The 22,751-nt window shown below is 72.3% G+C and carries 22 protein-coding genes; 9 read left to right on the top strand and 13 right to left on the bottom strand.

Annotation, left to right across the window (positions count from 1 at the left end; translation table 11 throughout):
• Position 1: 1 nt before the first annotated feature.
• The 5 genes from Voc01_RS22845 to hrpA form a co-directional block, all read right to left on the bottom strand.
• Positions 2-658, bottom strand: coding sequence for a restriction endonuclease (locus Voc01_RS22845; RefSeq protein ID WP_203929555.1), 657 nt, complete (start codon positions 656-658; stop codon positions 2-4).
• Positions 659-746: 88 nt separating this feature from the next.
• Positions 747-1,208: a YciI family protein gene (locus tag Voc01_RS22840; RefSeq protein WP_203929554.1), complete on the bottom strand. Its 462-nt coding sequence runs from the start codon at positions 1,206-1,208 to the stop codon at positions 747-749.
• A gap of 72 nt (positions 1,209-1,280) precedes the next feature.
• A complete protein-coding gene (locus Voc01_RS22835; protein WP_239160410.1) occupies positions 1,281-2,042 on the bottom strand; it encodes a phosphatase PAP2 family protein in 762 nt (253 codons plus the stop codon).
• Positions 2,043-2,238: 196 nt separating this feature from the next.
• On the bottom strand, positions 2,239-3,345 hold the full coding sequence (gene gsmA, locus Voc01_RS22830; RefSeq protein ID WP_203929552.1) for a sporangiospore maturation cell wall hydrolase GsmA: 1,107 nt from the start codon (positions 3,343-3,345) through the stop codon (positions 2,239-2,241).
• 93 nt (positions 3,346-3,438) lie between these two features.
• Positions 3,439-7,293 (bottom strand): ATP-dependent RNA helicase HrpA, encoded by a 3,855-nt coding sequence (gene hrpA, locus Voc01_RS22825; protein ID WP_203929551.1) that lies wholly within the window; start codon positions 7,291-7,293, stop codon positions 3,439-3,441.
• An 84-nt stretch (positions 7,294-7,377) separates the two neighbouring features.
• Here hrpA and Voc01_RS22820 point away from each other — a divergent pair, with 84 nt between their 5' ends.
• Positions 7,378-8,841 carry a GGDEF domain-containing protein gene (locus Voc01_RS22820; RefSeq protein WP_203929550.1) on the top strand — a complete coding sequence of 488 codons (1,464 nt, stop codon included), beginning with the start codon at positions 7,378-7,380 and terminating at the stop codon, positions 8,839-8,841.
• Here Voc01_RS22820 and Voc01_RS22815 read toward each other — a convergent pair.
• From Voc01_RS22815 to Voc01_RS22805, 3 genes are read right to left on the bottom strand one after another with little or no spacing between them, the layout of a single operon-like run.
• The gene (locus Voc01_RS22815) at positions 8,804-9,838 is read right to left on the bottom strand and encodes an S-adenosylmethionine:tRNA ribosyltransferase-isomerase (protein ID WP_203929549.1); all 1,035 of its coding nucleotides are present in this window, start codon (positions 9,836-9,838) and stop codon (positions 8,804-8,806) included. The genes Voc01_RS22820 and Voc01_RS22815 overlap by 38 nt on opposite strands.
• Positions 9,835-10,170: a VOC family protein gene (locus Voc01_RS22810; RefSeq protein ID WP_203929548.1), complete on the bottom strand. Its 336-nt coding sequence runs from the start codon at positions 10,168-10,170 to the stop codon at positions 9,835-9,837. Before Voc01_RS22810 ends, Voc01_RS22815 begins: the two co-directional genes overlap by 4 nt.
• Positions 10,167-10,838 (bottom strand): SDR family oxidoreductase, encoded by a 672-nt coding sequence (locus Voc01_RS22805; RefSeq protein WP_203929547.1) that lies wholly within the window; start codon positions 10,836-10,838, stop codon positions 10,167-10,169. Before Voc01_RS22805 ends, Voc01_RS22810 begins: the two co-directional genes overlap by 4 nt.
• A gap of 117 nt (positions 10,839-10,955) precedes the next feature.
• Between Voc01_RS22805 and Voc01_RS22800 the strand changes: the two genes are divergently transcribed.
• The 3 genes from Voc01_RS22800 (at position 10,956) to Voc01_RS22790 (ending at position 14,048) form a co-directional block, all read left to right on the top strand.
• On the top strand, positions 10,956-12,101 hold the full coding sequence (locus Voc01_RS22800) for a GAF domain-containing sensor histidine kinase (RefSeq protein ID WP_203929546.1): 1,146 nt from the start codon (positions 10,956-10,958) through the stop codon (positions 12,099-12,101).
• Complete coding sequence (locus Voc01_RS22795) at positions 12,098-12,724, top strand: response regulator (RefSeq protein WP_203929545.1); 627 nt, start codon at positions 12,098-12,100, stop codon at positions 12,722-12,724. Before Voc01_RS22800 ends, Voc01_RS22795 begins: the two co-directional genes overlap by 4 nt.
• An 85-nt stretch (positions 12,725-12,809) precedes the next feature.
• Positions 12,810-14,048: an XRE family transcriptional regulator gene (locus Voc01_RS22790; protein WP_203929544.1), complete on the top strand. Its 1,239-nt coding sequence runs from the start codon at positions 12,810-12,812 to the stop codon at positions 14,046-14,048.
• Here the strand turns inward: Voc01_RS22790 and Voc01_RS22785 are convergent, their stop codons facing one another.
• Positions 14,049-15,347 carry an MBL fold metallo-hydrolase gene (locus Voc01_RS22785; protein ID WP_203929543.1) on the bottom strand — a complete coding sequence of 433 codons (1,299 nt, stop codon included), beginning with the start codon at positions 15,345-15,347 and terminating at the stop codon, positions 14,049-14,051.
• Between the two features lie 180 nt (positions 15,348-15,527).
• On the opposite strand from Voc01_RS22785, the gene Voc01_RS22780 reads away from it, so the two are divergent.
• Complete coding sequence (locus Voc01_RS22780; RefSeq protein ID WP_203929542.1) at positions 15,528-16,376, top strand: DUF72 domain-containing protein; 849 nt, start codon at positions 15,528-15,530, stop codon at positions 16,374-16,376.
• Here Voc01_RS22780 and Voc01_RS22775 read toward each other — a convergent pair.
• Positions 16,321-17,787, bottom strand: a complete 1,467-nt coding sequence (locus tag Voc01_RS22775) for a multicopper oxidase family protein (protein WP_239160409.1) — start codon at positions 17,785-17,787, stop codon at positions 16,321-16,323. The two genes, Voc01_RS22780 and Voc01_RS22775, sit on opposite strands and share 56 nt — an antisense overlap.
• A 112-nt stretch (positions 17,788-17,899) precedes the next feature.
• Complete coding sequence (locus tag Voc01_RS22770; protein ID WP_203929540.1) at positions 17,900-18,430, bottom strand: DUF6886 family protein; 531 nt, start codon at positions 18,428-18,430, stop codon at positions 17,900-17,902.
• Positions 18,431-18,494: 64 nt separating this feature from the next.
• On the opposite strand from Voc01_RS22770, the gene Voc01_RS22765 reads away from it, so the two are divergent.
• The gene (locus Voc01_RS22765; RefSeq protein ID WP_203929539.1) at positions 18,495-19,151 is read left to right on the top strand and encodes an FKBP-type peptidyl-prolyl cis-trans isomerase; all 657 of its coding nucleotides are present in this window, start codon (positions 18,495-18,497) and stop codon (positions 19,149-19,151) included.
• Here Voc01_RS22765 and Voc01_RS22760 read toward each other — a convergent pair.
• Both Voc01_RS22760 and Voc01_RS22755 read right to left on the bottom strand, forming a co-directional pair.
• The gene (locus Voc01_RS22760; RefSeq protein ID WP_203929538.1) at positions 19,076-20,899 is read right to left on the bottom strand and encodes a HEAT repeat domain-containing protein; all 1,824 of its coding nucleotides are present in this window, start codon (positions 20,897-20,899) and stop codon (positions 19,076-19,078) included. The two genes, Voc01_RS22765 and Voc01_RS22760, sit on opposite strands and share 76 nt — an antisense overlap.
• Before the next feature lie 186 nt (positions 20,900-21,085).
• Complete coding sequence (locus Voc01_RS22755; RefSeq protein ID WP_203929537.1) at positions 21,086-21,292, bottom strand: DUF6158 family protein; 207 nt, start codon at positions 21,290-21,292, stop codon at positions 21,086-21,088.
• A 103-nt stretch (positions 21,293-21,395) separates the two neighbouring features.
• Here Voc01_RS22755 and Voc01_RS22750 point away from each other — a divergent pair, with 103 nt between their 5' ends.
• Genes Voc01_RS22750 through Voc01_RS22740 form a run of 3 tightly spaced genes read left to right on the top strand, consistent with a single transcriptional unit; the run spans position 21,396 to position 22,527 of the window.
• A complete protein-coding gene (locus Voc01_RS22750; RefSeq protein ID WP_203929536.1) occupies positions 21,396-21,821 on the top strand; it encodes a phage holin family protein in 426 nt (141 codons plus the stop codon).
• Positions 21,818-22,267 (top strand): DUF3618 domain-containing protein, encoded by a 450-nt coding sequence (locus tag Voc01_RS22745; RefSeq protein WP_203929535.1) that lies wholly within the window; start codon positions 21,818-21,820, stop codon positions 22,265-22,267. The genes Voc01_RS22750 and Voc01_RS22745 overlap by 4 nt, the downstream gene beginning before the upstream one ends.
• The gene (locus tag Voc01_RS22740) at positions 22,264-22,527 is read left to right on the top strand and encodes a DUF4235 domain-containing protein (RefSeq protein ID WP_373873851.1); all 264 of its coding nucleotides are present in this window, start codon (positions 22,264-22,266) and stop codon (positions 22,525-22,527) included. Before Voc01_RS22745 ends, Voc01_RS22740 begins: the two co-directional genes overlap by 4 nt.
• Positions 22,528-22,751 lie beyond the last annotated feature (224 nt).

Below are 22,751 nucleotides of genomic sequence, written 5' to 3'. Positions count from 1 at the left end.
CCTACGGCTGACGCTGCCGGGGCAGCGCCGGCGGCTGGTTCGACGAGATCCACGACGCGAGCGCCGGCCGGTCGACCACCATGATGCCGCAGCGGACCGCGAGGTCGAGCGCGTGCGCGGTGACCCGCCCCGTGGTGACCAGCATCGTGACCTCGGCCCGGTGGATCGTCCACGCCGTTCCGTTGAGCCGCTGCACGTGCGGGCTGCCCACGCTGCCGGTGTACCGCTTGCACTGCACCACGACCAGGCGTCCGTCGGGCGCGGCCGCCGTGATGTCGGCGCCCAGGTCGGCGGCCTGCCCGGTGACCTGAACAGCGCGGAAACCCGTACGTCGCATCAGCCCGGCGACGTACTGCTCGAACTCCGGACCGGTCATCGTGTCGATGCCGCTGCCGAGCCGCCGCCCCCGGCGCCGCGCCTTGCGCAGCCGGTACACCAGGTACCAGATCCCGGCCGCCACGGCGGCGACGGCGAGCGCGCCGAGCCCCACCTGCCACGGGTTGCGGCGGGTGTACCGGTACGCCTCGAACAGCCCGTACCCGACCCCCGCGGCGACCACCAGCCACACCAGCGGATGGACCCGCTTCCGCAGGAACCGCTTGATCCTGCGGACCCGGGCCCGCCGCTGCCGCTCTCGCTGCCGCGCTGTGCGCGCCACCTCTACCGCCCTTCACCCCACGATCTGGATCTAGGACGCAGGGTATCGAAGGGCTACGACAGTTTTCCTACCGGTTTCGCGCCGATCGTCACGATGGAAGCTGCTCCCGGAGGCGCCGCTCCTCCTCGATCTGCTCCGGGGTGGCGGTGGGCAGCTCGTCCATCTCGGCCACCTGCCGGATCTCGATGACCGCCTCCTGGTTGGTGCCCTGCACCGCCAGCTCCACCGGACACCGCTTGGCCCACTCGATGGCCTCTTCCTTCGAGCTGACCTGGATCATGTAGAACCCGGCCACGAGCTCCTTCGCCTCGGCGAACGGCCCGTCGACGACGCTCTTGCGCCCGTTGGCGTACACCACGCGGGCGCCCTGCGAGCTGTCGAACAACCCCTCGGCGGCCAGCAGCACCCCGGCCTTCACCAGCTCGGCCATGTAGTCGTTCATACCCTGGATCAACTCGGTGGGCGGCAACGGCCCCGCGACCGCGTCGGCGGCCACCCCCTCGGTGGCGTCGACCTGCGGGTCACCCTTGAGCAGCAGCATGAAGCGCATGGGACTTCTCTCCATCCTTCGCGGGGGCCAGGCTCGGCCCCAGTCTCTACCACCGCGTCGGACGGGCCCCGCCTAGTTCGACACCGCCGTCGGAAGAATCTTCTCGGCGGCCGGACGCCGTCCGCGGGTGCCGGTGGCCTTCACCCGAACGACCAGCCGGCGCCAGGGCAGGGCGACCAGGACCCAGCACGTCGTCGTCAGGGAGACGCCCACGACCACGTCCAGGAGGTAGTGGTTGGCGGTCAGCACCACCGTGGCGATCATCGCCATCGGCAGGATCACGCCCACGGCCTTCATCAGCGGGCGCCGGGCGGCGGCCAGGATCGCCAGTCCGATGAGCAGGTTCCAGCCGGCGTGGAGACTGGGCATCGCCGCGAACTGGTTGGTGAAGACCGCCGGCTGCAGGACCCGGTACGCGTGGGAGGTCAGCGTCACGGTGTCGGCCATCCCCAGGTCCGCCAGGCGGGGCGGGGCCACGGGGAACAGGGCGAAGAACGCGAAACCGACGGCACCCGACAGCATCATGGCGTTGCGGAGGCGGTAGTACACGGCCGGGTTGCGGCGGGCCAGGATCAGGAACGCCGCCACGATCACCGGCCAGTGGCCCCAGATGTACACCCAGTTGAGGACCGTGCGCACGGCCTCCGAGGAGGCGAGGTCCCGCTGGAGCGCCGGCTCGTGGTAGATCCCGAGCCAGCGCTCCCAGCCGATGACGCGGTGCGCGTTCCTGACGGCGGTCGCCGGGTCGCTGTGGGTCGCACCGCGCACCAGGAAGTAGACCGCCACCGCCGCGGCCACGACCGCGATCTGCGGCAGCAGCCGTACCCGGCGCACCGGAGGAGGTGTGCTGTCCAATGTGGACGTTCGGGGCGGCCGCGCCTGGCGCGGAACGGTCGGCTGCGGTTGGTCCCCCCGAACAATCTGCGGTAGTGCTTCGCGGATCGCCATGGCATCAGCTTCGGTCGTTGGCGCCGAAAACCCATCCGGTTCGTGGACCGGAGTTAACCCTGATTCCCTCCGTAGGGGTCGGTCACCTGTCATAGCGGTACAGGTCGTACTTGGTCATGATGCCCGTCAGCAATGAGGTGTAGTTCGGGTCGGTCGCGTACCCGGCCTTGTGCACCTCGGCGGCGAACTGGTTCGGGTTGTTCGAGTAGGTGAAGGCCGGCGCGTAGCGCTTCATGCTCGACAGCGTGAGCGAGTGGTCCCGCAGCGAGTCCAGCGTCGAGGAGTAGACCTTGAACGCCTCGAGCGCCGGGTGGCAGCCGGTGGCGTCGCACTCCTTGGTCGGGAAGCTGCGGCATCCGATGGCGGTTCCGGTGACCTTGCCGAGCGGGCACTTCATCCCGAAGTAGTTGTTCGCGGTACGGGGAAGGTCGCCCCGGCCCCAGCCGGACTCCAGGATCGCCTGCGCCATGATCACCGACGCGGGCACGCGGTACTCGCGGAAGTTGTGCATCGCGGGACCGGCGACGAGCGTGATGAACGCGGTCTGCTCGGCGGTGAGGCCCGGCTTCGGCGCCGGAACCACCGGCGCCACCGGCACGACCTCGATCGGGGTGTTGCACCGGTTCGGGAAGCCGGCGACGTCCTTCACGTACGAGTTCGACACGTACCGGCCCTCGCCGATGCGGTTCCACACGTTCGTCGACCCGCCGGGACCGGTGACCGTCGCACCGACCTCCTGGCACAGGATCGTCATGCCCTGCCCGGTGGAGAGCGAGCCGACCGACGGCGCGGTGGTCGACGGTCCGCTCCGGACATTCACCCACTGCCGGGACGCCGCGGTGACCGCGATCTCGTCGCACTTCACCGGCTCGCCGACGACGTCTCTGACGTACGAGTTCGACACGTACCGGCCACCGCTGAGACGGCTCCACACCGTCGTCGCGCCACCGGGCCCGTTGACGTTCGTGCCCACCTCCTGGCACAGGATGGAGACCGCCTGCCCGCCCGAGAGCGAACCCACCGACGGCGCGGTGGTCGACGGTCCACTTCGGACGTTAACCCACTGCCGGGCGGTGCCGCCCACGGCGTAGGCGGTGACGTCCGACACGGTCACATCGGAAGCGGTGGCGGGGGTCCCGGTCAGAAGCAGGGCCGGAACAGCGAGCAGGGCAAGAGCGATGCGACGCATGAGGGGGCAACCTTCGGCCGGGGGACGCGGACGAACACCAGGGTTCGTCCGGCCGGTTCCGGTCGACGGTCGCGGAAAGGTGCGAAGCGGTAGTCAGGCGCGCAGCTGGTCGATGGCCCGGTAGATCCGGGTGGCCGAGACCGGGTACGGCGTGCCGAGGTTCTGGGCGAACAGGCTCACCCGCAGCTCCTCGATCATCCAGCGGATCTGCAGCAGGTCGCCGCTCATCGGCACCTGGCCGCGCAGCTCGCGGTACTCCCGCTCGAGCTGCTGGATCTGGCCCATGAGCTGGGCGTCGCGCCCGGCCCTGTCGGGCAGGCCGTCGAGGCGCTTCTCGATCGCGCGCAGGTACCGGGGCAGGTCGGGCAGCCGCCACCAGCCGGTCGCGGTGACGAAACCGCGGTACACCAACGCCTTCAGCTGCGACCGGACGTCGAGCACGGCCGACGGGACCGAGCCGGCCAGCGGGGCGAGGCGCTGCTCGACCACGTAGGCGAGCCCGAGGATCGGCGTCACCTTGCCGACGGTGTCGACCACGGTGCCGACCAGTTGCGGCCGCACCTTGTCCTGCAACGCGGCGAAGGAGACGTCATCCCAGACCGGGCCACCGGCGTCGGCCACGAGCTTGTCGAGCGCCGCGGCCACGCAGTCGTCGAGGAGGTCGGGCACACCCTTGTGCGGGTTGCGCCCCAACGCCAGCTTCGCGTGGTTCGACAGCCGACCCAGCACCTGCTTGAGCGGTGACGGCACCGTCAGCAGCAGCAGGCGCCGGGTGCCGGTCCACATGTGCGCGGCCTGCTCCCCCGGTGTCTCGAACAGCCGGACGCCCACGCTGTCGCCCTCGTCGACCAGAGCCGGGTACGCGGTGACCGCGAAGCCCGCCAGCTCCCGCGTCACCTCGCGGGGAAGCGCTCCGATGGTCCACTCACGCAGTCCACTCTGTTCGAGCTCGGAACCCGCGGCCGCGACCGCCGCACGGACCTCGCCCCGCAGCGACGCCTTCAACGCGGCGAGGTCGCGGCCCTGGCCGCGCACCTGACCGCTCTCGTCACGCACCCGGAAGTACATCCGCAGGTGGTCGGGGACGCGACTCCAGTCCCAGTCCTCGCGCGCGACCTGCTCGCCGGTGAGGCGCAGCAGGTGGTACTCCAGGGCGTCGAGCAGCGGCTCATCGGTGGGGTCGCCGAGCCGACCGAGCACGTCGGCCACCGTGTCGGGCACCGGGACGAAGTGCCGCCGCACCGGCTTGGGCAACGACCGGATCAGGGCGGTGACGACCTCGCCCCGCAGGCCCGGCACCTGCCACTCGAACGGCCCGGGCGAGATCTGCCCCAGCAGCGCGAGCGGCACGTCGACGATCACGCCGTCATCGGCCGCACCGGGCTCGAAGCGGTACGTCAGCGGCAGGTCGAGACCGCCGGGCGTCCACGTGCCGGGGAAATCGTCGGGGCTCACGCCGGCCGCGATCGCGTTCAGCAGCATTTCGCGGGTGAACGTGAGAAGGTCCGGCTGCTCGCGCCGGACCTTCTTCCACCACGTGTCGAAATGCCGCGCCGATACGACCTCGGCGCCGATCCGCTTGTCGTAGAAGTCGTTGAGAACCTCGTCGCTGACGACGATGTCGCGCCGGCGGGTCTTCTCCTCCAGCTCGGCGACCTCTTCCAGCAACGCTCTGTTGTCGGTCCAGAACTTGTGGTGCGTCTGCCAGTCGCCCTCGACGAGCGCGTGCCGGATGAACAGCTCCCGGGCGAGCGGCGCGTCGACGCCGGCGAGCAGGATCCGGCGCTGCGCCACCAGCGGCACCCCGTACAGCGTGACCCGCTCGTAGACCATCGCCGCGCCCTGTTTGGAGCTCCAGTGCGGCTCGCTGTAGGTGCGCTTGACCAGGTGCTGGGCGAGCGGCTCGACCCACTCGGGCTCGACGCGCGCGTTGACCCGGGCCCACAACCGTGACGTCTCGACCAGCTCGGCCGACACCACCCACCGCGGCGGTTTCTTGAACAACGCGGAACCCGGGAACACGGCGAACTTCGTGCCGCGCGCGCCGAGGTACTCGTTGCGGTCGCCCTCCTTCAGGCCGACGTGCGACAGCAGCCCCGCCAGCAGCGCGGTGTGCACCCGCGCCGGGTCGGGCTCCGCGAGGTCGGTCAGCGTGATGTTCAGCGTCCGCGCGACCTGCTTCAGCTGACCGTGCAGGTCCTGCCACTCGCGCACCCGGAGGTAGTTGAGGAACTCGTCGCGGCACATCCGGCGGAAGCCGCTGGAGGAGCGCTGGTTCTGCTGTTCCCGTACGTGGTTCCAGAGGTTCAGGTAGGCCAGGAAGTCCGACGTCGGGTCGGTGAAGCGGGCGTGCTTCTCGTCGGCCGCCTGCTGCTTCTCGGCCGGCCGCTCACGCGGGTCCTGAATGGACAGTGCCGCCGCGATCACCAGCACCTCGCCGACGCAGCCGAGGCGGTCGGCCTCGATCACCATGCGGGCCAGCCGCGGGTCGACCGGCAGCTGGGCGAGCTTGCGGCCGAGCGGCGTCAGCCGCCTCCCGTCGAGCGCACCGAGCTCCTCGAGAAGCTGCGTGCCGGCGGTGATGTTGCGCTTGTCGGGCGGGTCGATGAACGGGAACGCGGCGATGTCGCCGAGCTCGAGGGAGGCCATCTGCAGGATCACCGACGCGAGGTTCGTCCGCAGGATCTCGGGATCGGTGTACTCGGGCCGGTTCGCGAAGTCCTCTTCCGAGTACAGCCGGATGCAGATGCCCGCCGCGACCCGCCCGCACCGCCCGGCCCGCTGGTTCGCCGACGCCTGCGACACCGGCTCGATCGGCAGCCGCTGCACCTTGGTGCGGCTGCTGTACCGCGAGATGCGGGCGGTGCCCGGGTCGACCACGTAGCGGATGCCCGGCACGGTGAGCGAGGTCTCGGCGACGTTGGTGGCGAGCACGATGCGCCGGCCGGCGTGCGGGGCGAACACCTTGTGCTGCTCGGCGATCGACAGCCGGGCGTAGAGGGGGAGGACCTCGGTGTTGCGCAGGTTCCGTTTGCCCAGCGCGTCGGCGGTGTCGCGGATCTCGCGCTCGCCGCTGAGGAACACCAGCACGTCGCCCTGGCCCTCGACGGCCAGCTCGTCGACCGCGTCGCAGACCGCCTCGATCTGGTCGCGCGGCTCCTCCTCGCGGTCGAGGTCGACCAGCGGCCGGTACCGCATCTCCACCGGGTAGGTCCGGCCGGACACCTCGATCACCGGCGCGTCGTCGAAGTGCTGCGAGAACCGGTCGGTCTCGATGGTGGCCGAGGTGATGATCACCTTGAGGTCGGGCCGGCGGGGCAGGAGCTGCTTGAGGTACCCGAGGATGAAGTCGATGTTGAGGCTGCGCTCGTGCGCCTCGTCGATGATGATCGTGTCGTACCGGGACAGCGACCGGTCGCGGGCCAGCTCGGTGAGCAGGATGCCGTCGGTCATGATCTTGACGAGCGTGTCGTCGCGGGTCTGGTCGGTGAACCTGACCTGGTAGCCGACAACCTGGCCGAGATCCGTGCCGAGCTCGGACGCGACCCGGTCGGCCACCGTGCGGGCGGCGATACGCCGGGGCTGGGTGTGGCCGATCATCCCGCGCACCCCGCGGCCGATCTCCAGGCAGATCTTGGGCAGCTGGGTGGTCTTGCCCGACCCGGTCTCCCCCGCGACGATCACCACCTGGTTGGCCCGGATGACGTCGGCGATCTCGTCCTTGCGCTGGCTGACCGGCAGCGCCTCGGGGTACGTGACGCGCGGCACAGCACCGCGGCGGCGCTCGATCCGGTCGGCCGCCGCCGCGATGTCGGCGTCGATCGCGGCCATCGCCGCGGCGCGGTCGCGCGCCTTGCGGGCACCGTCGAGACGACGACGGAGCCGCCGCTCGTCGGCGATCATGAGATCGCCCAGGCGGTGGCTGCGGGAGCGGGATTCCGTGGACATGACCCGGCAAGGATAGGCAGGCGTCCGCCCGAACCGCCCCTGGTTAACACTTCAGGCACGCCGGGGGCCGCCGATCACGAGAACATGAGCCTCCCCCGGAATCTGTGGATGTACTGGCTGGCGTTCGGAGCCGCCGCGATCGGCGGGTACTTCCTGCTGCCACAGAACACGGGACCGGCGAACGTCTACTACAACACCGTCGCGGTGCTGACCCCGGTTCTGATCGTCGTAGGCATCCGGCTGCACCGGCCGGCCAAGGCCCGCCTCTGGTACCTGCTCGCCGCCGGGCAGGGCATCTGGGCGGTCGGCGACATCGTCTACGGCGTGAACAGGTTCGTGCTCGACCGCAACCCGTGGCCGTCGGAGTCCGACGCGGTGTACGTGCTCGGCTACCCGGTGATGGCGGCGGCGCTGCTCGTGCTCATCCGGGGCCGCACCACCGGCCGCGACCGGGCCGGGCTGATCGACGCGAGCATCATCGCGACCGGCCTCACCCTGCTCGTGTGGGTCTTCATCATGCGCGAGACCATGGCCGCCGACGACACCGTCCTCGGCCGGCTGACCTCGATGGCCTACCCGATCGGCGACGTCGCTCTGCTCGCCCTGCTCGCCCGGCTGGTCATCGCGCCGGGCGCCCGCACCGGCAGCTACCGGCTGCTCGTGTCGTCGCTGCTCGTGCTCCTGGTCGTCGACATCCTCTACACGTACGTCACCATCGTCGGCGTGTACGAGGGCGGACTGATCGACCTGGGCTGGCTGTCGTCCTACGTGCTCTGCGCCGCCTCGGCCCTGCACCCGTCGATGAGGTCGCTGTCGGAGACCGCGCCCGAGCGGGCCGAGCGGCTGACCGCGCGACGGGCGATCCTGCTGACCGCCACCACGCTGCTCGCCCCGGTGATCCTCATCGAGCAGGGCCTCGTCGCGGACGACATCGCCTGGGAGGCGGTCAGCGCCTGCGCGATCATCCTGTTCCTGCTGGTGCTCGCGCGCATGTTCGGGCTGGTGTCGCAGGTGCAGGACCAGGCCGAGCAGCTCGACGCGCTGGCGCACAACGACGCGCTCACGGGGGTCCCGAACCGGCGGGCCTGGGACCTGGAGCTGGCCCGCCGGATGGCCAACGCCCGCCGCGCCGGCACGGAGATCGTCGTCGCGATACTGGACCTCGACCACTTCAAGAGGTTCAACGACCGGTACGGCCACCAGGCCGGCGACCGCCTGCTGAAGGAGGCGGCCGCCGCGTGGCGGGCGCAGCTGCGCGACACCGACCTGCTGGCCCGCTACGGCGGCGAGGAGTTCGGCGTCTGCATCACCGGCATGTCGGCGACGGCCGCGGCGCGGCTCCTCGAGCGCGTGCTCGCCGCCACCCCGCTCGGCCAGACGTTCTCCGGCGGGGTGGCCGCGTGGACCGGCGACGAGGCACCGGAGCGGCTCGTCGCCCGCGCCGACGCCGCCCTGTACGAGGCGAAGAACGCCGGCCGCGCCCGCGTGATGGTCCACGATGGACGGTCGGTCAGCGCGCCCGTGGGCTTCGAGGTGCCAGCAGGTTGAGGTCGCCGAACTCGTGCCACAGGTAGCCGGCGTCGACCGCGGCCGCGTAGCAGCGCGCCAGCAGGTCGGTGCCGGCCACCGCCGCGAGCATGTCCAGGTGTGACGCGCGCGGTTCGTGGAACCCCGTCAGCAACCCGTCCACGACCAGCACCCCCCGTTCGGGCGTCACGATCAGGTCGGTCCAGCCCTCCGCCGGCCGCACCGCGCCGGAGGAGTCGGCGGCGGTCTCGATGGCGCGCACCGCGGTCGTTCCGACCGCGATCACGCGGCCGCCGTCGTGCCTGGCCCGGTTGACGACCCGTGCGGTGGTCGCGGAGACCGAGAAGCGTTCGGGATAGGGACGTTCGTGCGCCTCCGGGCTCGCGACGCCGGTGTGCAACAGGACGGGCGCGAACTGCACGCCGTTCGCGACGAGCCGGGTCACCAGGCGGTCGGTGAACGCCCGGCCGGCGCTGGGCATCTCGGCGCTGCCCGGCGTTTGCGCGAACACGGTCTGGTAGAGGTCGATCGGCCAGTCGCGCGGCACGTAGTCGTAGCGGATCGGTCGGCCGTGCCGGCCGAGGTACCCGGTCACGGTCCCGGGGACCTCCACGGTGGCCGCCCACAGCCGGCCCGCGCTGTACGGCTCGGTGAGGGTCACGCTCGCGCCACCGGGCAACGGGTACGTCTCGCCCGCCCGGCCGTCGGGGTACGGCGCGGTGGCCTTGCCGGCGTTGCGGCGCAGCTCCACCAGCCACCGGCCGTCGGCCAGCTCGGTGGAGAAGTGCAGCGCCAACGGCTTCCCCCGCACCGGCAACGCGGCCGGCAACGTGCCCGAGGTGTTCACCACGAGCACGTCGCCGGGGCGCAGCAGCGCCGGCAGGTCGGAGAAGATGTGGTGGTGCACGCCGTCTCCATCACCGACGAGCAGCCGCACCCCGTCGCGGGCGAGGCCGCGTGCCTCCGGCGGCTCGCGTGCCTCCAATGTGGACGGTAGCGCGAAGTCGATTACGGTCATCGTTCGCTCCAGATCATGATGGTGGCTCCGGCCGGGCCGGGGACCTCGAACCCGTGGTGCCCGCGCGGGTAGCGGTGCGGCGTCCCGCCGAGCGTCCGCGCGTACGCGTCGACCGCGCGCACGCCGTCCACTTCGAAGGCCAACGGCGGCGGCCGCGGCGGCCCGGCGGCCTCGACCAGTTCGATGACCGCGCCCTCGGCGGCGCGGAGCACGCTGCCGCGCTCGTTCGGGTGCTCCCAGCTGTCCACTTCGGACAGTCCAAGGTGGTCGGTGTAGAAGCCCTTCGCCGCGGCCAGGTCCGCGACGACGTAGGGCAGCCACAGCGTCTTCATGCCGCGAGCCTGATGCGACCCGACGCGGGGCGGTTCTTCAGGAGCTTCAGAAACTCCGGGACCACGGTGGCCGGCTCCGGCCGGTCGCTGATGTCCTCGTCGGGGAACGCCTCCTGGTGCATCCGCGTGCGCAGGTCGCCCGGGTCGACCCACCAGACCCGCACGCCAGGCTCCTCGGCGGCGAGAATCCGGCTCGCCTGCTCGACGGCGGCCTTCGCCGACCCGTAGCCGCCCCAGCCCTCGTACGCCTCGACGGCCGCGTCGGACGTGATGTTCACCAGCGCGCCGCCGCGCGCCCGCAGCCCCGGCAACGCGGCCTGGGCCAGCGCGAGCGGCGCCACGACGTTCACCTCGTACACGGTGCGCAGCACGTCGAGCGGGTACTCGGCGAGCGGCGGCTGCGGGCTCGGCCCGAGGATCCCCGCGTTGTTGACCACGAGCCGCGCGCCGCCGAGGTCGTCGGCCGCGGCGACCAGCGCCGCCCGGTGCCCGGGATCGGTGACATCGCCGGCGACCGCCACCGCCGACGGCCCGAGCAGCTGGGCGGCGGCGCGCAGGGCCGCCTCGTCGCGGCCGTCGACCACGACCCGCCATCCGGTGTCGACCAGGCCCTCGGCGAGCGCGAACCCGAGCCCGCGGGAGGCGCCGGTAACAATCGCAACAGTCATGCCCTCGACGCTCCCACCGGCCCGGCCCGGCGACCTCGGGCCCTGGTCGGCGACGCCCTCGGTCTTTGGTCCTAGGACCCCAGAATCCGTGCGGCCGGGCGAGGTAGCTTCGGGTGCATGACCCGGTCCGATCGCGCCGAGCTCCGCGAGGTCAGCGCGGCCGTTCTCGCCGTCACCGCGCATCTGTCCGTGCGTGACGTGCTGCGGACGATCCTGTCGGCGGCGCAGCGGCTCGTCGACGCCCGGTACGCCGCGATCGGCGTCCCCGACAGGAAGGGCTCGTTCGCCGAGTTCCTGGCCGTCGGCCTCACCGACGAGCAGTGGCGGGAGATCGGACCGGTGCCCCGCCGCCACGGGCTGCTCGGCGACCTCCTCTGCGACCCGGAACCGGTGCGGCTGGACGACGTGCGCACCCACCCGCACTTCTCCGGCTTCCCGTCGGCGCACCCGCCGATGACCGGCTTCCTCGGCATCCCGGTCGTCTACGACGGCGAGATCCTCGGCGAGCTGTTCCTCGCCGACAAGTGCGCCCCCGGCGGTTTCACCGAGGACGACGAGGAGCTGGCGCGGCTGCTCGCCGGTCACGCCGCGATCGCGATCGTCAACGCCCGGCTCTACGAGCGCAGCCGCGAACTGTCCATCGTGGAGGAGCGGCAGCGGATCGCCCGCGAGCTGCACGACGCCGTCACCCAGAAGCTGTTCAGCCTGCGGCTGACCGCCGAAGCGGCCACCGCGCTGCTCGACACCGACCCCCCGCGGGCGGCCGAGGAGCTGGCCACCGTGAAACGGCTGGCCGCCGACGTCGCCGACGAGATGCGGGCGGTGGTGGCCGGGCTGGTGCCCACCGACCTGGCCGGCGACGGCCTGTGCACCGCGCTTCGCAAACAGGTCGAGCTGCTCGACCGGGTCCACGCGCCGCGGATCCGGGTCACCACCGAGACCGAGTGCCCACTGCTGCGGGCCGACCGGCAGGAGGCGGCGTACCGCATCGCGCAGGAGGCGCTGCACAACGCCCTGCGCCACGCGGCGCCCACGCGCATCGACGTCACGCTGCGCTCCCGCGCCGGCACCGTCGAGCTGTCCATCGTCGACGACGGCACGGGCTTCGACGCCCGCGCCGCCGAGATGGCCGGACGCCGGCTGGGGCTGGTCTCGATGCGCGAACGGGCCCGCGCGGTCGGCGGCCGGATCGAACTGGACTCGTCGGCCGGGCGCGGCACCACCGTGCGCCTGGTGCTCCCGGACGGGGACGACGACCGGTGACCGACCCGATCCGCGTGCTCGTGGTCGACGACCACCCCGTGGTGCGGCAGGGTCTGCGCACGTTCCTCGACCTGCAGGGCGACATGACCGTGGTCGGCGAGGCCGCCGACGGGGCGGCCGCGGTGACCGCCGCCGTCGAGCACCGGCCCGACGTGATCCTGCTCGACCTGCGCATGCCCGGCACCGACGGCGCCGCCGCGCTGCACGGGCTGCGCGAACGCGGGGTTCCGGCGCGGGTGCTCGTGGTCACCAGCTTCACCGATCCCGGCGCGGTGGTTCCGGCGCTGCGGGCCGGCGCCGCCGGCTACGTCTTCAAGGACGTCGACCCGCCCGCGCTGGCGGCCGCGATCCGGGCGGTGCACGCCGGGCACGTCCTGATGCACGCCGACGTCGCCCGCCTCCTCGCCACCGGCGACACCGCACCGGCCGGCGCCGCGCTGACCCCGCGCGAACGCGACGTGCTGGCCGAGATCGCCCGCGGCCGGTCGAACCGCGAGATCGCCCGCATCCTGCGGGTGTCGGAGAAGACCGTGAAGACCCACGTCAGCGCGATCTTCACCAAGCTCGGCGTGGCCGACCGCACCCAGGCGGCCCTGCACGCCGTGCGCGCCGGCCTCGTCTGAAAAGAATCCGACAGGATGCAACCTCCTCGCGTGCCGGGCCCTTCATAGATCAGTACGGGGGCTCTCTGGACGAGGGGAACCAGGGATGGATGATCGGGACCGGTCGCCGGGCGCGCTCATCGCGGCCGCCCGGCGCCGCGCCGGCCTCACCCAGGCCGACGTCGCCGAGCAGGCCGGGCTGAGTGTGCGTGCGATCAGCAACATCGAGCGCAACGTCCACAGCAGGCTGCGGCGCGACTCGCTCGCGCGCATCGCGCGGGTCCTGGACCTCGACGCGGAGCAGGTCGCCGCGCTGCGGGGCGTCCGGATACGGCCCGGCACCGGCGTCCTCGACCCGGTCACGGGCGCGCGGACCCCGGCGCAGCTTCCGATGGCCGTGCCCGACCTGGTCGGCCGCGCGACGCTCGCCGCGACCGTGGCCGACGCGCTGACCGCCGACCGGATCCGCGGCTGCCCGTCGGTGGTCGTGCTCTCCGGCGAGGTGGGTGTCGGCAAGACCGCGCTCGCGGTGCACGTCGGCCACCGGGTGCGGGCGAGCTTCCCCGACGGTCAGCTGTTCCTCGACCTCGGCGGGTCGGCGGACGCCCTGACGGGCGCGCTGTTCGCGATCGGACACACCGACGGGCGGCTGCCGGCCGAACCGGCGGCCCGGGCCGCGATGCTGCGCTCCGGCCTCTCCGACCGGCGGGTGCTCCTGGTGATCGACGGCGCCACCACGGAGGCGCAGGTGCGCGCGCTGCTGCCGGGGTCGTCGGGCTGCGCGGTGCTGGTCACCAGCCGCAGCCGGTTGACCGGGCTGGAAGGGGCCACGCGCATCGGCGTCGACCCGCTCGACGAGGCCACCGCGGTCGACCTGATCCGCCGGACCGCCGGGATGGGCGCGGGACCCACGACCGCGCTGCGGGCACTGGCCCGGCGGTGCGGCCGGTCGCCGCTGGCGCTGCGCGCGGTGGGCCTGCGGCTGGCCACCCATCCCGACCTGCCACCGGACGACCTGGCCGGGCTGCTCGGCACCGCGGCGCGGCCGCTCGACCTGCTCGTCGCCGGCGACCTCGCGGTCCGCGACCGGCTCGCCACCGCCTACGGGGCCCTCACCGAGGCCGGTCGGCGGCTGTTCGCCCGGCTGTCCACAGTGGACTCCACCGACCTCACCCCGCACGGCGTGGCCGCCGCGGCGTCGCTGTCGCCGGAGGACGCCCGGCACCTGCTCGACGGCATCGCCGACAGCGGCCTGCTGCACCGGCTCGCCACGCCCGCGCCGGGCGGCCGCCACTTCCACCTCGGCGGCCCGGCCCGCGAGTTCGCGCGCGAGGTGGCGGCCTGACTACGAGGCGCGCAGGATCATCCGGTCGAACGCCCGCCGCACCAGCCACGGGTCGGCCAGCAGACGGAACGCCAACGGACGGCCGTTGTTGTTGAGCAGCGACGGCCCGAACGTGCGAAGCATCTTCCGGTAGCCGATGGGCGTGGCCCGGAACCGCCCGCTCACCGACAGCGTGTCGGCGCCCCAGTCGAACTTGAGCGTGTACGCGAACGACTGCGACGACAGCTCGATGTCGGCCGGCGTCGAGGCGTCGACCTCGGTGAGGCCGTGGATCGGGCTGAACCGCGCCACGCGGCCGAGGTCGGTCACCTTGACGACCAGCGGCGCACCGATGCCGACCTTCGCCGCGACCCGCAGCAGGGCCCGGTTGTTGCGCTTGGCCAGCCGTTTCACGCAGCCCTTCGCGAGGTGCTCCAGCTCGTCCCAGGCCACCGGGTTGGACTTCAGCCACGGCCGCGACCGGTTCGCCGCCGCCTTCGCGTACCGGTCGATCGCCGGCTGCGGGTCGTGGTGGGTGCCGACCTCCCAGATCTCGCCCGGGTACAGCACCACCGGCTTCACCCCGACCTGCCGCACCAGGTCGACCGCGCGCTCGACGGAGTTGGCGCAGTCGTTGAGGTAGTTGTTCTCCTCGTGCGCGAAGACGATGAACGACGCGCACGGAATGCACGCCTTCGGCTTCAGCGCGCCGAGCTGGGTGCGCATCCACTCCAGCTTCTCGTCGGCCGCCTCCCGCCGCACCTGGGGCTCCTCGGGCCCGCCCGCCCAGTTGGCGTACGAGAACTGGGTCAGCACGACGTCGACGGCGCCGATCTTCTCCGCGATGCGCTTCAGGTCACGCGGGCGGTTGAGCACGCAGTCGTTGAGGTTCAGGATGCGGGCGTCGGGCGTCTCGATCAGCGCCCAGGAGTCGTAGAAGGGCACCCGGCCGATGGTCAGCCGGAAGCCGGGCGCGATCTCGACGGTGTTCCCGTCGGGCACCTCCGTGACGGGGAAACCGAGGCCCCGGCAGAACTTCGCGACCTGCTGGTCCATCGTCTTCTGGAAATACACGGGGGTGCTTCTGCGCACCTCCTTCGACACCGCCTTCAGCACGCGCGGGGCGAAGTGGTCGGGGTGCACGTGCGAGAACCACAACGCGTCGACGTCGGCGATGACCTCGGGGCCGTGCTCCGACGGGACGAGGAGCTCCCATCCGTCGTTGAACGCGGGTCCGAACAGCCACGGGTCGCACAGCAGCGACGTGCCGTTCGACCGCACGATGAACGACGCGTGGTTCACCCACTCGATGACTGTCATTCCCCCGCCCTCCCGGCCGCACACAACGGGCCGCACACAACGGGGAAGTACATCGCTCACCCGGGTGGGTGACCAGGAAGATCAGCACGAATATTTACCGGAAGTGCTGCCTGCGGAAATGCCGGTCGCGGCCGACCTGCCGACTTGCCGGGCCCGAACTACAGCGGTGTAATTAACGGTATGGGCCGCATTCTGGTGGGCGCGTCGTCGTGGGCCGACCGGTCGTTGATCGCCTCCGGCTGGTACCCACGGGAGCACAACACCACGGCCGGACGGCTCGGGTACTACGCCGAGCGGTTCCCGCTCGTCGGCGTCGACACCACCGCGTACGCGATCCCGGCGGTCGAGACCGTCGAGGCCTGGGCCGCGCGCACGCCGTCCCATTTCCTGTTCGACGTGACCGCGTTCAACCTGCTCACCGGGCACCGCGTGCGCCCCGACGCGATACCCGCCGACCTGCGGCCCGACACCACCGACCGGGTGCGCCACCGCGACCTCGACAAGGGCGCCATGCGCGAGCTGTGGCGCCGGTTCCACGAGTCGCTCGATCCGCTGGTCGACGCCGGAAAGCTCGGCGCCGTGCTGCTGCGGTTCCCGGAGTGGCTCGCCCGCGGCGACGCCGCCCGCGACCGCGTGCTCGCGACCGCGCGGGAGTGCCGGCCGCACCGCGTCGCCGTCGAGCTGCGTCACCCGTCCTGGTACGAGGGCGGGCACGCGCTGGAGACCCTGCGGCTGCTGCAGGCCGACGACGTCGGCTACGTCTGCGTCGACGAGTCGTTCGAGCCCGGGCCGGTCGTCGTCGCCACCGCGGAGCCCGGGCTGGTACGGCTGACCCGCGCGCACACCGACGCCGGGCTGGCCCGGTGGGCACGGCACCTCGATGCCCTGGCGAAAGAGGTCGACACCCTGCACGTGCTCGTCGACTCCCCCGGCGGCCGGGCGCCGCTCGACGCCGGCCGGCTCACCGACCTGCTCAGTCGTGGTCGGCGTGTTCCGGCGCAAGCTTCGGCACCTGTCCCGGTTCGATGACCACGAACTGACCCATCATCCCCTGATCCTCGTGCCGCAGAACGTGGCAGTGGAACATGTACGGCGTCGTCGGATCGGCGTGGTCGGCGAACCGGGCGATGATGACCACCTGCTTGTTCTGGGCCAGGAACACGGTGTCCTTCCAGCCGCGCAGGTGCGGCGGCGGCGCCTTGCCGTCGACCGTCAGCACCTGGAACTGCACGTCGTGCACGTGGAACGAGTGCAGTTCGCCGTCGCGCGCGGTCAGCTTCCAGACCTCGACGCTGTCCTTCGTGACGGCGGCGTCGACGCGCGACCCGTCCATCTTCTTCCCGTTGATGCTCGTGCCGCTGAACGACCACTCGCGGGTGTGCTTCGCCTGCGCCGGATCCAGCCGCGGGGTGTCGACCAGCCTCGTCGGCACCGCCGGAGAGGGTCTCAGCGACGCGGCCGCCCGCAGTTCCATGATGTCGAACGAGTCGTTGGCGCCGCTGATCCGCTTGTGGAACCAGTCCAGGTCGAGCGACGCCGGCGTGCTGCGGAGCACCACCCGCTCACCCGGTCGCATCGTCACCACGATCTCGGCCCGCTCGCCGCCGACCATCGTCACCCCGGTGGTCTCGTACGGCGCGTCGAGGAGGCCGCCGTCGGTGCCGACGAGCGCGAACGTGCGTCCATCGGAGAAGCCGAAACGGTACGGCCGCACGTTCGACGCGTTGAGCAACCGCAGGCGGACCCTCTCGGTGGTGACGTCGAGGTACGGCCCCAGCGCGCCGTTCACGACGACCTTGTCGCCCAGAACGCCGCCGCTGCCGAACATCCCGGTGTCGCTGCCGAGCTTCCCGTCGTCGAACGCCTTGTCCTGCACGATCACCGGCACGTCGTCGACGCCGTACTCGTGCGGCAGGGCGGCCACGTCGGTGCCGGGGTCGTCGACGATGAACATGCCCGCGAGGCCCCGGTAGACGTGGTCGGCGGTCTCCCCGTGCGGGTGCGGGTGGTACCAGAGCGTCGCGGCGGGCTGGTCGACGGTCCAGGTGGGAGACCACGTCGCGCCCGGCTCGACCGGCTGGTGCGGGCCGCCGTCCATCGTCGGCGGCAGGTGCATGCCGTGCCAGTGCGCGCTCGTCACCTCGTCGAGTCCGTTGTGGACGTTCACCACGACGCGCTCGCCGCGCGTCGCCCGCAGCGTCGGGCCGAGGTAGTCGCCGTTCCACCCGAGCGTCTCCGCGGTCTGGCCGCCGAAGTCGTGCCGGCCCTTCGACGCGCGGAGGTCGAACACGCGGCGGCCGTCACCGTCGACAGTGGACGGAGCGAGCGGCGGAACCGGGAGCCTGCGCTCGAACGCCACCTCGCCGACGGTGGAGTCGGCCGACGTGGACGTCCACGCCCACGCCAGCAGTCCACCCACGCCGGTGCACAGCACAGCCACGCCAATCAGCACGATGATCAGAACCCGTCGCCACACATCGACGAGACTGCGGCGATCCCGGACGGAAGTCATCCAGTAAGCCGGTGAATCCAGGGCCGCCTCAGGGATGCCCCTACCCCCGTGGGGGGAGGGCGTTCAGCATCCGGATGCCGCTGAAGTCGAGGGTGCTCACGATCACCTGGTCCCAGAAGTCCCACAGGTTCGGCAGCACGCGCAGCTGGATGCCGGCCTCGGCGTGGCACGCGAGGAGGTCGCCGACCGGTTCCGGCGGGCCGAGCGGCTCCACCGGCTCCGTCGCCACGAAAGCCGCCTCGCCGAGGGGTCGGAACCGATCCGCCGCGAAGCGGTACGCGAACACGGTGGTGGTGCGCAACGCCTCCAGCCAGCCGTACTCGATCGCGTGCACCCGCTCGCCGCCGCCGGCCCCGATGATGCGGTCGCGGTCGACGGTCAGGGTGGCCGGCGAGGTCCACGCCATGGCTCGCGGGCACTGCCGCGGGAACCAGTACGACGGCGCGTTGCGGTCGTCGACCGCCCACACGTACGCCTCGCGCTGACGCGCGGTGGCGGCGACGTGGGGTTCGAAGAGGGTGATGGTGGGGTCCTCGGAGAAATGGAGCACTTCGCCCGGTCGTGGTCGCATGACAGAGTGTCTACCGCGCCGCAGGTAAGGTGTTCGAATCGTTTGACGACCCCGAGGGACAGCCGTGACCCAGCAGACCAGCCGCCCGCGCCGGCCCGGTAACCGTCCACCCACCCGGGCCGAGAAGCGCAAGCAGTGGCGGGCCGAGGCCGCCCGGGCCGCCGCCGCCCGCAAGCGCCGCAACGCGGTCTTCGGGGTCGTCGGCAGCGTCGTCGTGGTGGCACTGCTCGGCGCGCTGGTGTTCTGGGTGGTCGACCGCGCCGGCGACGACTCCGGCGGTGGCGGCAACACCGGCGCCGACGCCTCCACGCCGGCGACCAACGGGTTCCCGCCGCTGCCCGCCGGCGCCGACCCGGCTCTCGGCACGAAGCCCACCGTCACCGGCGGCTGCGCCGGCATCACCGAGCTGACGCCGACCACGCTCATCAAGGGCACCGGTCCGGCCGCGCAGGCCGGCCAGCAGATCACGGTGAACTACGTCGGCGTCTCCTGCGCCACCGGCGAGGAGTTCGACGCGTCGTGGAAGCGGTCGCAGCCGTTCGACTTCCAGCTCGGCCAGGGCGGTGTGATCGAGGGCTGGGACAAGGGCCTCGTCGGGGTCACCGTCGGCAGCCGGGTGCAGCTCGACATCCCGTCGAAGATGGCCTACGGCGACGACGCGTCCAGCGGCCGCCCCACCGGCGCGCTGCGGTTCGTCGTCGACGTGTTGAAGGTCGAGTAGGCGCGCAGCTCCTCGTCGTCGGCGACGGCGCGCCAGTCGCCGTAGAACGCCAGCCGCTCGTCGACGCCGGCGGCGATGCTCAACGGCCCGGCCAGCCGCGGCTCGGCGATCTCGGCGGCCACCGCGGCGGCCCGCAGGGTCGCCGGGCCCACCCGGCCGAGAGCCAGCGGCGCCAGCACCGTCAGCAGTTGTTCGGCGGCGAGGTCGGTGTCGCCGGTCAGCCGCCACACGGCGCGGGCCACGTCGACCCGCGAGCCGGCGCCGACGACGCCGCGCGCGATCGCACGCACCCGGTCGCCGTAAGCCGATGCCAGCGGGCCGAGGTCGGCGGCGAGCGGCAGCGCCACCACGGCCAGCTCGCCGTCGAGCGCCTCGCCGAGCACCCGTAGCGCCGGCTCGGCGTCGCCGGTGACGCGCCAGTGCGCCCGGGCCGCCGCGACCCGCACCCGGCTGTTGCCGCGTTCGAGGAGCCGGAACAGCCGGTGCCGGGCACCGGCGGCGGGTTCGCCGATCGCGCCGAGCGCCGCGCACACGTGCTCGGCCGCCTCCGACTCGAGCAGCGGCATCAGCCCCGGAACCGCGGGTGCCGCGAGCGGCCCCCAGGCCCGCAGCACCGCGGCGAGCGCCCGCTGCTGGTGGAAGGAGTCGGCGTCGGCGAGCGCCGAGTCGACCCGCGGCAGCAGCGGGCCGGCCCAGTCGCGCAGCGGCGCCAGCACGTCGTAGAGCCCGGGCGCGGTGAAGAGGTAGACGTGCCGGGGGTAGTACGCCTGCACGACGTCGAACACCGAGGTACCCATCAGTACGCGGTTGCGCAGCCGGGGAAGGCAGCGTTCGTCGCCCATCCGGGCAAGCCCCCACGCGGCCAGGTCGGCGACCCGCGTCGTCGGGTCGGTCAGCAGCGCGGCGAGCCGGTCGGCGTAGGGGGCGGGACCGGCGACCGCTATCAGGTGGCACGCTGCCGCGCGCACGCCCGGGTCGGGGTCGCCGAGCCGATCGGCCACGATCGGCAGCAGCGGGGCGGCGGCGGAGCGCCAGGTGCAGATCGCGCCGGCGGCGGCTCTGAGGGCGTCCTGGCCGGCGCCGCCGCGCACCTCGAACAGCCGGGCCGCCACCGCGATCCTGGCCTCCCGGTCGGGGCCGAGCTCGGAGGTCAGCAGGTCGCACAGCCGCGTTCCGGGTACCGGCACCGGCTCGGCGTCGGCCAGCTCCTCGATCACCGTCGGCAGCGCCCGCGCCCGCCCGGCCCGCCGCGCCAGCAGCGCGCCGGCGAGGCGCAGCACCGGGTCGTCACCGGTGCGCCGGCGCTGCAGCCACCGCCGCGCGCGGTGCCGTTCGTGGTCGAGGTCGTCGGCGGTGTCCAGGAGATGCCCCACCGCGAGGACAAGGGCCAGTCGGACCGCGTGAGCCCGCTCTCCCGCGAAGCGCGCCCGCACCACCGGCACCACCTCCGCGGCGCACCAGGTGAGCTCGCCGAGCACGGCGGCCACGGCCGCCCGCACGGCCGGGTCGTCGTCGCCGAGCAGCCCGAGCAGGGTGGGCAGTGCCGTCCGCAGCGCCTCGCGGCAGCGCTCCGGATAGGTCCCGTCGCTGTTGTCGAGGCTGGTGCCGGCGCTGCGCACGGCCAGTGCGATCGCCGCGAGGAGGTCGAGCACCTCGGTGCGGGCGGCCGCGCCCGGGGTGGCGGCGTGCCCGACGAGCGGTCCGACGAGGCCGGCGGACCCGGCACTCAGCTCACCCGCCGGTAACACCCGGTAGTGGAGTTCGGCCAGCGAGGCGGGGTCGTGAAGGGGTCGGCCGGCGCGCGCGGACGCCCCCCGGACCCCCTCTCGACCCCCCACAGACATGGTGGCGGAGCCTACTCCGGGGCCCTTCTCCGCGCACAACGGCTGGCACCTTTCGGACTCCCGTGAACGCAACCAGAGAGTTACTCTCCGTTACCGGAGGCGCGCCGGGTCGACCTCCCGCTGCGGGAACCGCCGCAGGTACTCCTTCTCCAGCTCCAGCATGCGGCGGTTGTGGTTCTCCAACGCGTCGTCCGACCCGTGCCGCAGCGTCTCGTGCCGGGTGTCGTGCAGGCTCCGCAACTCGCGCAGCAGGTCCTCCACGTCGAGCGTGGACGGGTCTATCCCGGTGGTGTTCATGCTCCCGATCTCCCTTCGGTGGAATGTCTCCGCCCTACCCGCTCTCGGGTGGTTAGACCCGGCCGGTGATGGGAAGAAGTTGAACGCGGCGGAAGGAGTGACGATGACGCACACCGTGAACGAACCAGATACGGCCCAGAAGTCCACGGCCGAGCTTGTCAAGGTCGCCTCGGAGCAGATCCAGCGGCTCGTTCGCGACGAGTTGAAGCTGGCACAGGCCGAGCTGACGAGGAAGGGCAAGCACGCCGGTATCGGCGCCGGCCTGTTCGGCGCGGGCGGGTTGATCGCCCTGTACGGCGTCGCCGCCCTTCTGACCGCCGTGGTGCTGCTTCTCACGTACGTGATGCCGGCGTGGGTCGCCGCGGTCATCGTCGGTGTGGTGCTGCTCGGCGTCGCCGGCCTGCTCGCCCTCGTGGGCAAGAAGCAGGTGCAGCAGGCGACCCCGGCCGCGCCCGAGGAGGCCGTGAACAACGTCAAGGCCGATGTGGCCACCGTTCGGGGAGCGGTGAAGGAGGGGGCGCACCGATGAGCTCTGACGACGACGCGAAGGTGGCGGCGCTGCGGAGTGAGATCGAGGAGACCAGGGCCGCGCTCGGCGAGACCGTCGAGGCGCTCGCCGCGAAGGCCGACGTGAAGGCCCGGGCACAGGAGAAGGTCGCCGACGTGAAGGCGCGCGCCGCCGTCGCCGCGACCGAGGCCAAGGACAAGGCCCGCGTGCAGGCCCAGCAGGTGGCCGACTCGGGCAAGGTCCTCGTGCAGGATCTTCGCGACGATCCGGCCGGCACGTCGAAACGCACCGCCTACCGCGTGCGTACCTCCGTGCAGGAACGGCCGAAGCAGTGGGCCGTCGCCGCCGCGGCCCTGCTGGCGTTCGCCGCGCTGGTGGTGCGCAAGCGCCGCCGTGCCGCCGCCCGGCGGGTCACCCCGCAGCGGCTCCGTGACGACTGGCGCCGGGAATGGAAGGAGAACCAGTGAACAAGTTCGTCTACAAGCCGGTCTCCCTGGGTCTCAGCATCGCCGCCGGTGCCCTGTCCGGCCTGGTGTTCAAGCAGGTCTGGAAGCTGGTCTCCAACGAGGACGAAGCGCCGAAGGCCACCTCCCGCGACTACGGCTGGGGAGAGATCCTGGCGGCCGCCGCCCTGCAGGGCGCGATATTTGCTGTGGTGAAGGCCGCAATCGATCGTGGTGGGGCCGAGGGAGTACGTAAGCTGACTGGAGAGTGGCCGGGCGACTAGTACAGTCGAGGCTACGAAAAGCTTTACGCGGGTGGTGATGGGGTGCGGCGCCGGGTCCTGGGTGGGGACCCGGCGCCGCCGTCTTCCGGCTGGAGCCGTGCCCGCAAAGAGCGCGGGCACGGCTCCAGCCGGCGTATCTATCGGGGGGCCGAGCCCCCCGAACCCCCCACGTAAGAGCGCGCACCCGGTTGCCCCGGCACCCCTCGCCGCCCTGCGGACCTGCA

It is taken from the genome of Virgisporangium ochraceum (genome assembly GCF_016863655.1).
Lineage (GTDB): Bacteria > Actinomycetota > Actinomycetes > Mycobacteriales > Micromonosporaceae > Virgisporangium > Virgisporangium ochraceum.
Note: the sequence above shows the minus strand (reverse complement) of the source record. Positions and strands in the feature narration are given on the sequence as shown.